This window comes from Pseudomonas sp., from assembly GCF_017744435.1.
Classification (GTDB): Bacteria; Pseudomonadota; Gammaproteobacteria; order Pseudomonadales; family Pseudomonadaceae; genus Aquipseudomonas.
This window is the reverse complement of the sequence record NZ_JAGIBG010000040.1, coordinates 34,792-46,637: the sequence shown is the minus strand read 5'-3', so window position 1 is coordinate 46,637 and position 11,846 is coordinate 34,792. Positions and strand designations below refer to the sequence as shown.

Annotated in this window: 15 protein-coding genes; 4 read left to right on the top strand and 11 right to left on the bottom strand. The window is 60.1% G+C overall.

Annotated features, from left to right (window positions below):
- Positions 1-170 precede the first annotated feature (170 nt).
- Positions 171-380 (bottom strand): hypothetical protein, encoded by a 210-nt coding sequence (locus tag J7573_RS22700; RefSeq protein WP_294340537.1) that lies wholly within the window; start codon positions 378-380, stop codon positions 171-173.
- Positions 381-513: 133 nt separating this feature from the next.
- Here J7573_RS22700 and J7573_RS22695 point away from each other — a divergent pair, with 133 nt between their 5' ends.
- A complete protein-coding gene (locus J7573_RS22695; RefSeq protein ID WP_294340535.1) occupies positions 514-978 on the top strand; it encodes a hypothetical protein in 465 nt (154 codons plus the stop codon).
- A 140-nt stretch (positions 979-1,118) separates the two neighbouring features.
- On the opposite strand, the gene J7573_RS22690 is transcribed toward J7573_RS22695, so the two are convergent.
- Positions 1,119-1,343, bottom strand: a complete 225-nt coding sequence (locus tag J7573_RS22690) for a hypothetical protein (protein ID WP_294340534.1) — start codon at positions 1,341-1,343, stop codon at positions 1,119-1,121.
- A gap of 343 nt (positions 1,344-1,686) precedes the next feature.
- Here J7573_RS22690 and J7573_RS22685 point away from each other — a divergent pair, with 343 nt between their 5' ends.
- The 3 genes from J7573_RS22685 (at position 1,687) to J7573_RS22675 (ending at position 3,693) form a co-directional block, all read left to right on the top strand.
- Positions 1,687-1,869, top strand: coding sequence for a type II toxin-antitoxin system prevent-host-death family antitoxin (locus J7573_RS22685; RefSeq protein ID WP_294340533.1), 183 nt, complete (start codon positions 1,687-1,689; stop codon positions 1,867-1,869).
- Positions 1,859-2,470: a YitT family protein gene (locus J7573_RS22680; RefSeq protein WP_294340532.1), complete on the top strand. Its 612-nt coding sequence runs from the start codon at positions 1,859-1,861 to the stop codon at positions 2,468-2,470. Before J7573_RS22685 ends, J7573_RS22680 begins: the two co-directional genes overlap by 11 nt.
- 215 nt (positions 2,471-2,685) lie before the next feature.
- A complete protein-coding gene (locus J7573_RS22675; protein WP_294340531.1) occupies positions 2,686-3,693 on the top strand; it encodes a hypothetical protein in 1,008 nt (335 codons plus the stop codon).
- 138 nt (positions 3,694-3,831) lie between these two features.
- Here J7573_RS22675 and J7573_RS22670 read toward each other — a convergent pair whose 3' ends face one another.
- The 9 genes from J7573_RS22670 to J7573_RS22630 are packed head-to-tail and all read right to left on the bottom strand — an operon-like array spanning position 3,832 to position 11,844.
- On the bottom strand, positions 3,832-4,362 hold the full coding sequence (locus J7573_RS22670) for a DUF2514 domain-containing protein (RefSeq protein WP_294340530.1): 531 nt from the start codon (positions 4,360-4,362) through the stop codon (positions 3,832-3,834).
- Complete coding sequence (locus J7573_RS22665; RefSeq protein ID WP_294340529.1) at positions 4,359-4,847, bottom strand: glycoside hydrolase family 104 protein; 489 nt, start codon at positions 4,845-4,847, stop codon at positions 4,359-4,361. The genes J7573_RS22670 and J7573_RS22665 overlap by 4 nt, the downstream gene beginning before the upstream one ends.
- 58 nt (positions 4,848-4,905) lie before the next feature.
- Complete coding sequence (locus J7573_RS22660; RefSeq protein ID WP_294340528.1) at positions 4,906-5,313, bottom strand: tail fiber assembly protein; 408 nt, start codon at positions 5,311-5,313, stop codon at positions 4,906-4,908.
- Complete coding sequence (locus J7573_RS22655; RefSeq protein ID WP_294340527.1) at positions 5,313-6,287, bottom strand: hypothetical protein; 975 nt, start codon at positions 6,285-6,287, stop codon at positions 5,313-5,315. The genes J7573_RS22660 and J7573_RS22655 overlap by 1 nt, the downstream gene beginning before the upstream one ends.
- On the bottom strand, positions 6,284-9,523 hold the full coding sequence (locus J7573_RS22650; RefSeq protein WP_294340526.1) for a phage tail protein: 3,240 nt from the start codon (positions 9,521-9,523) through the stop codon (positions 6,284-6,286). Before J7573_RS22650 ends, J7573_RS22655 begins: the two co-directional genes overlap by 4 nt.
- Entirely contained in the window at positions 9,523-10,077 is a 555-nt protein-coding gene (locus tag J7573_RS22645) for a hypothetical protein (RefSeq protein WP_294340525.1), read from the bottom strand. The genes J7573_RS22650 and J7573_RS22645 overlap by 1 nt, the downstream gene beginning before the upstream one ends.
- Positions 10,074-10,793, bottom strand: coding sequence for a Mov34/MPN/PAD-1 family protein (locus tag J7573_RS22640; RefSeq protein ID WP_294340523.1), 720 nt, complete (start codon positions 10,791-10,793; stop codon positions 10,074-10,076). Before J7573_RS22640 ends, J7573_RS22645 begins: the two co-directional genes overlap by 4 nt.
- Positions 10,793-11,500 (bottom strand): phage minor tail protein L, encoded by a 708-nt coding sequence (locus tag J7573_RS22635; protein ID WP_294340522.1) that lies wholly within the window; start codon positions 11,498-11,500, stop codon positions 10,793-10,795. The genes J7573_RS22640 and J7573_RS22635 overlap by 1 nt, the downstream gene beginning before the upstream one ends.
- On the bottom strand, positions 11,497-11,844 hold the full coding sequence (locus J7573_RS22630) for a phage tail protein (protein WP_294340520.1): 348 nt from the start codon (positions 11,842-11,844) through the stop codon (positions 11,497-11,499). Before J7573_RS22630 ends, J7573_RS22635 begins: the two co-directional genes overlap by 4 nt.
- Positions 11,845-11,846: the final 2 nt, after the last annotated feature.

Sequence of the window (11,846 nt, the reverse complement as noted above, 5' to 3'; positions counted from 1 at the left end):
GACTACGCCAGCGAGCACTGCCAAACTACGTGAAAAATACGACGCCGAATGCAGAGCCATTCTGAAGACCGCATGGTGCGAAACATACAAGGATCCGGGAGCTTGTAATCCGTAAGGCCGCGGGAGTAGCAACGCGGCCATCCACCGACGATGACCCAAGCAAATTGCGATCAGTGACGCTTCAGCGGCTGATGGCCGAGCGCGTAGAGCTGGTAGTCGGTCACCGCCTGGTAGACCGACTCTGCGATGAGTCGCAGGCGCTCAACCTCTGCCGGATCAGCGCCAAAGTCCTTGGCTTCGTGGTATCGACGGAGCGAGTCGATAGCCTCCTGAATCAGGGGCTCGCCTGCCTCAATCATCCCTTCCTTGGTCCGATTCATCGATAACATCTTGGCAATCAGTCAAGGTACCATAGAACACCTGATGCCCAATTACCTTCTGGGATACTCTCGCCACGATCGCTGGGAGTAATCTCATTTAGTGGTTTATTCAGCTAAACCAAGGATTTACTCTGTGTTTTCCGTTCCAAATATCAATGACTTAATCACTGACCAAGCGACTATACAGGAAGCATCAAATAGCATAGCCAGCTTATACCGAGTACCCATCCTTGCCTTCGCAGTTCGCCCAGTGCTGATTGGCGCAATGATGGCAGCGGCCCTGTGGTTTCCCTTTGGTGTTGCCGGGATTGCTGCCGGTGTAATTCCAATAGTGCCTTTTACGTGGATCAGATATCGTCGATTCGCCAAATCACGTAAAACCGTTGAGGCAGAGATGGTGGTCCGGATGCTCCAGGGGCTGCATGAGTTGGATATCCCTCGAGGAGCAGCTGAGGCAATAGTAGGCCTGTGGATGCATAACACACGTCGCGGATTTAATTTTGATATAGACAGGGAAATTCGCTTATACGATGCGGTCTATTCTCCGGAAGCCATCGCCCGCCGCGAGGCAGAGGACAAGAAGCACAGCACCGAGTAAGTGGCCCTCACTCCAATACATCGTTGCAAGCGTCAACGCTGGCTCGTAGTTGCCTTTCGTACTCGATCCGCTGCCGACGTTCGGCCAGCAGCGCGCGCACCTTAACCTCTAGGCTATCGGTTCTGCGAAGGCCGGCTGCGTCAGTGAAGTGGTGGCAGCTTCTGACCCCGCGCTTTGGCTACCACCCGCAGTTGGTAATCGCTGACCACTTGGAATAGCGACTCCGCCAGCAGGTGCAGCCGCTCAACTTCTTCAGCGGGCTTCCCTTCATCCTGCGCCTGGTGATAAGCCCGCATGGCGTCCAGGGCCTCTTTCATGAGCGGCTCTCCCGCCTCAATCATTCCGATGAAAGTACGCTTCTCCACAACCGTGCCCCATCAACAAAGAACGCGAAATCGTGAATGTGGACGCCCAAGGAATGACAACTCATCACCCACTTCATCCTTGACCGATAAAGCCATTATAGGCTCGGCTGCGCTGTCCGCATCCTGGGCGAGGTCGCCGTTAGCGCATGCGAACATAATTTATTCTTTTTGATTGAATCCTACGGAGAATTTATTCGCGCATGACATAAAATCAAGCATATTTCGCAAGCACTTTTCTGCTTGGGAGCATCATCATATTGCCGAGCGTTGCGCCAACCCGGCCGCGCAGCCTGAGGCGTATCCGCCTCGCTCCGGTAACAACAATCCCAAAAGGAAAACCTTCGTGCACCAGGTGAAATATGACCTGTCAGAGGCTCAATCGAGCCTTGAGTTCATCCTTGAACAAGTGATCTATGGAACTGAGGTGGTTATTGTCCGCCACGGCATTGAGGTTGCTCGCATCACCCCCGTTGAAGGCCTGCGCCAACGCGGTACCGTCCTATTGGAGGCACCGTATGAGCTGTGATACTGCGGCCTACCCGCGACATAGCGCTCTGGATGACGCATATGGCCTGTTCACTGGCATTGCCCTGGCCGCGACCGGAATCGCGATCCTTGGCAAAAGCGGCCTAATCACCGGGGGCATTGCTGGAATGGCCCTGCTGGCGTCGTTCGTCACCCCATACCCACCGTCAGCCCTGGTGCCGGCCATAAACGTCCCCTTCCTGCTGTTTGCCCTGTTCACTATGGGCCGAAACTTCACCCTCAAAAGCATCCTAGTCAGCTTCGCCCTAGGCCTGGGAGTCAAGCTGGTTACCCCGGCGCTGAACGCGGCCGGCATCGCCCCTGCGGTTGGGTGGGCGATCGGCGGCACGCTCCTGGGAATGGGGATTCTCTGCCTGGCCAGGCACAACGCGTCCATGGGCGGCACCGGCTCGATGGTTCTCTGGTTCCAACGGAAATTCGGCATCAACGCAGGCGTGGCGCAACTTGTTTGCGATGCAGCGCTTTTTCTAGTCGCGGCCTTCTACCTGCCCGCCGACAAAATGGCTTGGTCAGCGGTGGGCACCGTCGCAATGAACCTGGTGCTGATCCGCTGGCACAAGCCGGGACGCTATCGCGGTTGAACCGATTCCTCTACCGGGACTGACCAGAGCCCCCACCTACACAAGCCCGGTGATTGTGCCGGGCTTTGTCGTATTTAGGCCCCCACCTGCCGAGCACACTCATCATGCCGAAAACGGTGGCCTACAAAGCTGCTCCAGCAGAGCGAAGGTCATTTCTGCTCAAGCTTTCTCGCATGCCGGCGATAAGGTTAGATAAACCACCATAAGGACATACCGTGAAGGTTCGAAAAATCATTGCCGGAACAGCCGCTTTACTGTCTCTCGCTGGATGTTCGGAAAGCCAGCTAGATTACCGCAATGCCCAGGTCAACAATGGCCTGATCTACGCAAACTCGGAGAACAAACCTTTCACAGGGCTAGTCACGAATTTGCCAGAAACCTTCCTGCGCACCAATAGCGGCTACATGGACACACTTTTCAACCTAAATCAGACCCTCAAGAAGATCAAATCTGAAAAAAATATGTACATGGGTCGACCCTTTGTGTGCGACGCACAGGTTGAGGACGGCTTCATCTCCGGGAGCGTTTCCTGCTACCAACCCAGATCCAGGACAATGCGGTACAGCGCCGAATACAAGAGCGGAAACATGAACGGTGTCTTGCAGATTTTTGCAATCGACGGGAAAACTCTGCTTGCAAAAACGTCGTTTATACAAGATCAAGTCGATGGAGCGACACAGATCTGGAGTCCTAATACTGGAAAGTTAATCTATCTCCGGAACGCCCGTAACGGCAAGTCGGAAGGACTGCTTGAGAATTACGATGAAAACACTGCACAGACGACATATAGGGCAGAAGCGAAGGCTGGCTATATCGTCGGTACAGCTGAAAGCTTCAGTGCAGATGGTAAACGGCTTTCACAAGTACCTTACGACGACGGGGTTCCTCATGGTGTGGCTTATGAGTGGGATGCCAACACCGGTAATATGACGAAGCTGATCACTTTCGATCATGGCGCCTGGACTGGTGAAAGCAAGAAATGGACCCCTGACGGCACTCTTGTCTCACATCAGATCTATGATCGCAATGTCATCGTGGAAGACAAATTTGAGCCAGCACCTTCAGAAAACCAGATTGCGAATGCCAATACGGACCAGTGCGTGGAAGCTCTGATTAAGAAATTCCGCAGCAGCAATGGCGAGGATGCACTGATCAGATCCGACCAAATAGCCGAGTGGGAGTCCGATTGCGGAAAACCAAACCAAGCGGACTGGATGGAGTGATCTGTCGCTAGCTGAGCGCGCTCAGCTAGCACTGGTGTTCTTCATTGGAGTTTTAATGCTGGGGCTTGCGCGCCGAAAGTGCTTTAGCTTAACGCCAACGCTCATACAGTGCTCGCCCCCTAATTAGCCCAGCGTGTGTCACGGCTGCTTCACTGCTTTTAGTCGCCTGAACTCCTGGCTAAGACCATCATACTCCGCCTCGCACTGCCGCCCAGCTATTCGGGCTCGGTCATAAGCTTTCGCCAGCTCTCCCGCTCGAGCATCAGCCCGGTCGCGCAGTTCGGAGAGCACCATGGCGGCGCGGGTGGCTGCCTGGCCTCTGGCGATAGCGGCGGTATCCGTGCCGGGGCCACTGACGGTGGCGACAAGCTTGGCGCCTTCGTGCTGCAGCCGCTTGCCAGCAGCATCGGCGCCAGCAGCACCAGTATCAGCAATGGTTCGTTCTTCCTGGGCATGGGCTCTCGCCTCCTCCTGCGCCTGGGCGCGTCGTTGTTCTTCCTGGCGGGCGCCGCGCTCGCCGATTACCTCGGCCAGGCGGTCGCCGCTGTCCCGATTCGACGAGGCCGCAGCACACTGGGCACCCTCCACCGACCGACCGTGCTGGTAGACAAACCAGTAGGACGCGAGGAGCACCAGCATCACCAGCGACCTGGCCGCCCAGGCCGTCATGCCAGCACCCCGCCGAGCTTCACCCACTGCGCCAGCAGCTTGTCCATGCGGTGCGGGTTCTGGCCGTAGTCGTTGCCCGGGAAGCTGGCCCAGATGCTCGAGCACTTGGCGATCGCATCGGCAATGCGGCCGGCCTTGATATCATCCAAGGCACGGCGCTCGCGGATCTGCTGCAGGGCGACTCGATCCTGATTCTCCGGCGTGAAGCCTCCCGCCAGGGCCAGGCTAATGCGGTAGGCGTCCCAGTAGCGCGCCAGCAGTTGGTACCGGCCAGCTGCAGTGCTGGTCACTGGCTTGCCGTTAATGGGGAAGGTCAGCTTCCGCCGGGGGTGATCCTGGTAGCCGGCGAACAGGCCGCCCCCGTACAGGACGTTGTAGCCGTCATCGCTACCACTGACGGTCGAGGTGCCTTCCGAGAATGCAATCAGGTCCAGGAAGCGGAGCACATTGGCTCCGCTCGCCTGTACCTCTTTCAGTCGAGCCATTGGGTTTTCTCCAGGCAAAAAAATACCGCCAGGCGGCGGTCGATGGGCTCTCTACGGATCAGGCCGGAGGAGCTGGCCAGTCGATGGTTTCAGGGAAGGATGCTTGGTCGGACACACGATTCAGCAGAACCCGGTACTGCTTCCACTTTTTCAACAGCGCAGTTTCGTCAGCAGTTGCGTCATCAAGATCCACGGCGTCTTGCAGGGGGGCGATGCGCAGCGCGGCTAATGCAAGCAGCCCATCTCGCTGGGCCAGAGCTTGAGCCTTGAGCTCATCAAGAGTCGGCGGCTTGGGTTGCTCAGGCTCTGGCGGCTCTGGCGGCGGCAACACTTGGAACCCGTCATCAATCACCACCGAATAACCGGCCAGCATGCCCTCCAGGGCTCGCATATATTGGTCATCGGTGATCTCGACAGCCCCTTCGAAGGCATCCGTCGAGATCTTTCCATTGGCGGCGAACGGCATTATTTGATCCTCATGTAGTAGGTGGCGCCGATGTTCTTGGCTCGCGTTTCGTCGCCCGCCCGAGGCGCGCCGTTGGCGCCGTCATTCATGCGGGTAAGTGGGCTTGCGCCACCGATGTGGGCGGTAGCCGTGCCGCCTGCGCTATACGTGATGGACGTGAGTCGGCTGAGCAGGTTCGACCCGTCGCCGATCAAGAAACCCTGGAATTGGTCATTCTCCAGGGCGCCACTGTTGCCGGCTCGCAAAGAACGGCGCTCGGTATTGATCAGGCTGATGGTCAGCCCATTGATGGGGCTGCCAGCTAAGCTGATCACTGCGTTGGCTTGCACCAAGGGCGCAGAGCCGACCACGCTCTCCGACGTCAGGATGCCCGTGTTGTAGGCATCTGCCGCCGTGAGCTTCACATACCGATAGCTTTTGTCCTTCGGCGGTTCAACTACCCCGGCGAGGTGAGTGAACACTGGGATAGGCACGCCGATTGGCTGGAAGGCCCACAGGTCAGCCGCAGTCGCAGGCTCCGAACTGATCGGCCCCCAGGCACCACCGCGATAGCCCTCGAACTGACCGGTAGTGCTGTTGTAGCGGATCATGCCATTGACGGGCGTTGATGGACGCTGGGCGGGCGAGCCGCCCGGAAGGATGGCTGCCCCTGTACTTCCGGCTGCATCTTTGCGGACAGTTAACGCCAGCAGGTCGTCGAGTCCATCCACGTCGGAGGTGAGGAGCTTGATCAGCTCGCTTGTCTCCGGGTTGATGCTGCGCAGCACGGTGTCTTCCCCACCGTTGAACAGCATCAAGTCCCAGCGCTCCGTCGACACCTCACGAATCCACTGCATGCCGGCATGGGCATAGGTCGGACGTTCTGCGCCTTTGTGCCCGCTGTTTACTGCATCACGAAACCCGTTCAGATCAAGGGCCAGTTGCGACCCCGACTTCTCGTTCGGGTTGATGGTACCGAAGTCATATTGACTCATGTCGTCTCCTGGATCCGCCGGCCATAGCCTTTGGCGAGGTAATCGAAGCTGCGCGCCACACTGCTGCCGGCGCTGTTGAAGAACTCAAGGTTGAAGCCGCGGGCGTCGATGCTGGTGACGCTCTTGCGATCACCGACCTCCAGCCCCTGCGCGTCCACTGCAAGCGAAGGGCGCACCATGAACGCTGGGTCGAAGTTGACCCGGATGCCACCAGCTGGACACATGAGGTCCTGTCCGCCAGCCACGCGGTCAGGCATATCGATGGTGACGCGCATTTGGCTCACGCTCGGCGTAATGGCAGGTGCAAAGCTCTGCAGATGCAGGCGGAAGCGGAACGCCCGTGCGGTGTGCTCCCCAATCGTCAGCGGCACCCACGGCGTCCAGTCGGTCGGCTCGGCCGGCTGTGCCGTACTGCTCTGCGACATTTCCAGCGTCAACCCCCATTGGCCTGGATCGACATCAGACAGGCGGTCTACGGCGGCCAGCGTCACCCAGCCAGCCATCGCACCAAGCGTTTCGTAGCCGAAGGCTAGAATCTCGCTGGTCAGCCTGGCGGTGTAGATATGCCCCATATCGACCACTTCGGCCGCGTAGTACCAGCCCTCCTCGGCCAGGCCTTTCGTGCCATACGCCAGAGTGATGACATCCGACAGAGCCACCCAATCGGCCATGTTTTCAGCGCTGTCCAGCTGCAGCTGGCCGACAACCTCGCTTACGCTGTCGCGTACACCAGCCCAGGCCGGCCCTTCATCCACCACCTCTACCGCGTTATAGCTGTCCAGATCGGCGATTTCGGAGGTAGCTGAAATCGCGTTGAGGCTGTAGATCCCGCTGGTATCGACCGCGCGGACCAGGTAAGTCCCGCGGCGCGCAGGCAGCATGGCGGTATTGACGCCACCAGATACCCGATCCAGCACAACCTGAGAACTGGTCCAGGTGGCGCCAGACAATGCTGGACTGTAGCGAACCTCGTAGTGGTCCAGGTCCAGGTCTGGAACCGGTGGCCACCACAGCGTCAGCTGGCCAGCATTAACCGTCAAGCGCAGGTCGGTAATGTCAGCCGGCGGACGAAGCAGGCCCTGCAGGGCGACAACAAGCATGCTCCAGGGCGAACGCAGGCCGGTCACCGTCAGCGCTCTCACCCTGATCTTGTACTCACCAGGACTGGTGTCTTGCAGATTCGCCGTCACATCCGACTGCGTGCTCAGTGGCCCGTAGTCGCTTTCATTGGGGCGCCAAACCTGGAACTCGTACAGTGCGATGCGCGGGTCGGATGGTGGCGTGACGGAGATCGACGCGCCCGAGCGAACAGCTACTCCCGCACGATACAGGTACTCGTCCACGGTGATATTGAGCGGTGCAGGTAGCGGCCCCGTCGGGATAAGCGATGTGTCGCGCTCAGGCAAGTTCAGGCCCAGCTCGACGCGGGCATACTTGTCTGGGTCGTGCTCAACGGCCATGACCTGATACTGCGCGCCTTCCTTCTCCGACACGCTCACGACGCGGAACAGTTCTGGTTCAACCGACAGGCTGGACAGCACCCACATCGCCGCGACCACCGGAACATCGCTCAGGGGCTCGGTCAACGTGACGAAGTTGCCCATGAATGCCTGCACCTTCCGGCGCTCGATGACACCAGCTGGCAGCATCACATCAAGGAACCAGTCGAAGCCAGTTACCTCGGCCGGCACCTTGTCCAGTTCCAGCCCTGTCAGCCCTGGAATATGCACGCGTCCGGCAAGCCGAGCGCCGGCCTGGGATGGGTCGTGCAGCGCAATGATGTCGCCCGGACGGAGGTCTGCATGGTCAACGCCCGCGGTGTAGGTGATGGTATCGGTCTCGGCGCGCTCGCTGTACAGCAGCCACCGGCCCAGGCGGTGCGCCTGCCCACGTGAGGTGCAACCGAATGCCGTCACATCGACCTGGCGCCACCCAAACAGCCGAACAGCGTCGGCGTCTTCAACCACCTCGACCTGCTTCTTGTAACCATCGGCTGGGTCGTTCCAGGTCACCAAAGCAACCGAATGGCGCTCGCGCAGGCCGGTACCGGATCGCTCGAACTCGCCGTTGATCACGTTGGCCGGTGATACCAGCTTCACGGGATCGCTCGGCATGTCAGCCGCAGCCACCGCCGAGTTGCTGCCCCAGTAGGTCATGCCCCGGAAGGCGGAGGCCAGCTGATTGAGCGCCTTGATGGCCTCCACCTGCTCGGCCAGAACCGTGTTCACGGTGAAGCGCGGCTCCATCGCGCCGTAACCATTGGGCACCAATTCATCGCAGTACTGGGCAATCTGGTAGAGCGACCACTTGTCGACGTTATCCAGGCCAGCCCCGTACCGAGGATGGGTGGCCAGGTCCAGATAGATCCAGGCCGGGTTATCCGTCCAGGCCAGCTTGAACGTGCCGTTCCACAGCCCGGTATATGCCCTGGTACTGGGGTTGTAGTTCGTTGGGACGCGGATAATCCGCCCCTTCACATCGTACGAGCGCGACGGGATTTCGGTGCCGAACTGGCGCGCATCGACCTGCAGGCCAATGATCGCGCTGTCGGGATACGTCAACCTGACGTCGGTGATTTCCGTATAACTGGACCAGTACGTGTCGTTCTGGACGGTCGAGCCCGTGCTATCCGCATTCAGTCGAAGAACACGAACGTTCCATGGGCCTACCCCTGTCAGCCCTACCCGGATGGCGCGCTCGTACGGCGAGGTTGTCTTGCCATTGATCTCCACAGTGGCCATTCGCACCCATGAGCTGCCACTGGCCTGGACATCAACCCCCACCGCTACATATGACCCCGAAATATCGCCGGTGCTGGTGTCCTGGGAGGTCAATGCTGGGATACGAATCTTCACCCGCACGGCATCGGTATCGAGGTTTGAAACAGTGCGGACGATGGGTAGGCTGATCTTCACTTGGGTCGATACGTCGACCTCATTCTCCACCGCAGGGAATCCTGAAATTGGCTGCTGGATTGCCTCTCCGGTTCGCTCGGTAACCGTCACCCCGGCGAAGTTGTAGCTGCCATTGCTACTTTGAAGCGGCGTGTCATCCAGGAAGACGGACTTCAATCCATTGACCAGGCCAACGATAGGTCCCTCTCCCAGCAGGTCAATGATCCGCGCCGTAGCGGCGGACTGCAGGGTGTTCGGCGCTTCGACTGGTGTCCGCGACGAGCCGCCACTACCGCCACCGCCTTTGCCGCCGCCCTTGGCCCCGCGAATCAACTCACTCATCACGCCTCCTCCGCTGTCAGCCCTGCACTGACAACAATCGAACCGGTCCTAACCCGGCCATAGATCACTGGCACCGGCAAACCCTGGGTGCTGGTGTTGGTCGGCCCATCAAACAGGAACGAGGGACGCTCATCCGCAGATTCGCGGCCGGCATAGTCGTTGCTCTTCGGGGTTTGGCTGAACAGGCTGGTGACGCCGCCCGTGGTCTTGTTGAAACCCTTCTTGATCATGCCGTAGTTGCCGGTCATGGCCCCCCAGACCACCATGGTGATGCCGGAGACGATGTTCATCACACCGCCCGCGCCCTCAATGGCGGGCAGGATGTGCAACTCTTCGGCAGCGCCGAGGGCGACCACCAGCCCCTCCTCGCCCAGCGCGTCTGCCTGCTCCAGTGAGCCGCGTAGGACGTGCCAGTGGCCGGCCTCCAGCGCTTCGCGGAAGCCTGGCAGCTGCACCAGCAGCGCCCGCACCGCCTCGGCCGGATCGCGCACGTCCAAACGAAAAGGGCCCCCGAATTGGGAGCCCAGTGCGCCGTGCAGATGGATGGTCTTCATCGTGATTCATGCCTCAACCAGAGAGTGATGTGGGGCAGCCAACGCCCGATCGGCTCGCGCCGAGAGAGCTGGGTATCGTCTACGGGGTCAGAGCCGCTGGGGTGATGCAGCGCCAGGCCGTGCTCGAGCAGCACGCCACCGTGGTTCGGCACCGGAGAGCGCAGCTGGGCGATCCACATGTCACCGGGCAGGGCCTCAGCTTGCTCGATGCGACGAAAGCCCGCCGGCGCAATGCCGTCCTGGTACAGATCACCGCCGCTCAACCACCATTCCCAGTCCCGCGGGAACTCGACCAGATCGATACCCAGTTGCAGCCGGTAGTAATCACGGATCAGGGCGTAGCAGTCGGTGACGCCATGGCGGAAGCCACGGCCAATCAGTGGAGCGCGTTCGACCTGATCACCAAACCAGGTCGTTTCTGTGGCTCGCTCACCATCCGTGGCCACGATGCCCCACGGCACACCGCTGGCCGCCTGGCCGCGCATGTCGGCAGCGCTCGGGCACGCCGGATAGTCGGGATGGCTGTGCACCACCGCCAGCAGACCGCGCGCCACGGCAGCCGCCATCGTGCGCTTGTCGACCTGGAACGTCTTGCTGGGCTCGGCGGCGATGTTCTTCACCCGCCGGCACTCGCCCGGGGTGATCAGCCAGACCGCTTCCTGCGGATAGGCCGCAATGGCCTCACGCTGCAATTGCTCCGTGTACTGTTCGAACATCACCGATACCTCGCCACGCCTGGGAATCCGTAGAACGGAAGTTTGCCGGACACGCCAAAGCGCAGCTTGCAGTCAGACAAGCGCTTGCCGCACCGGTCAGCCCCGCGATCCGCACTCGCACCGCTCTCCGTCCATTCACCGGTGCCGGCATAGGGGCAGGTCACACCCTCATAGCGGTACCGGGTGCCGTCCCACCACCGGTACCGGTGCGTGCAAGTGTCGCGCAGCACCTGGCGGGCCGGGATCATCCGGCCCTCCTGGTCCATCTGCAGCGACAGTTCGAACTGGATCTGCGTGCGGTTCTGCCGGGCCTTGCGCTCGATCACGTAGTAGTCGACCGGGAACAAGGCGTCGGGATCCGGATCGCTGCCATCGTCCAAGTGCTTGCGGTAAGTGCGCTTGCGGCGCACCGGTGCGCCCACCAGGTCGTTGGCCGACATTACGAGCGACAGGAAGGCCAGGTCCTGAGCCGCCAGCAGCAAGGTTGGTCGCGGCAAGGTGCCCTGCCCGTTCCATTCGAAGCCCTCGGCCTGGATCGGGAACGGCAGGTACTGCACGCCACTGAAGCTGATCGGATGACCATCCACTGCCGCCGTGGCAAAGTGCATCACCTCGCCGCCGTACTGGGTGGCGTCGATCTCGAACATCTGCACGATCGCATCCTGCTCGAGGCGCTGCATGTCCGTCGCGATGATTGCAGGCGTCATGGGTTCAGGTCCTCGGTAAAGGTGGCGGTCAGGGTGTACAGGTTGTAGGACAGGTGAATGACGCTGGGCGGCTCGGCGCAAATAACTCGCAGATCGCCCTCACCCGGGATCGAGCACTGGAAAGCTTCCACGCCACGCCGCGCATTCAAAAAATCGCGAAGGGTGTTCCGCTTATCTTCAGAGAGCAACGACCACCTCACACCCCACTCACGACGAAACGGCTGAAGGCCTGCCGAACGGCGGAGCTCGTATCCGTCACCAAAGTTCGCCACATCCCGCGAAAAGGTGCCGCCGGCGGTCAGGCCGTAATCTGGACTGAGCCCAACATCAGGTAGCGTTTCCATGG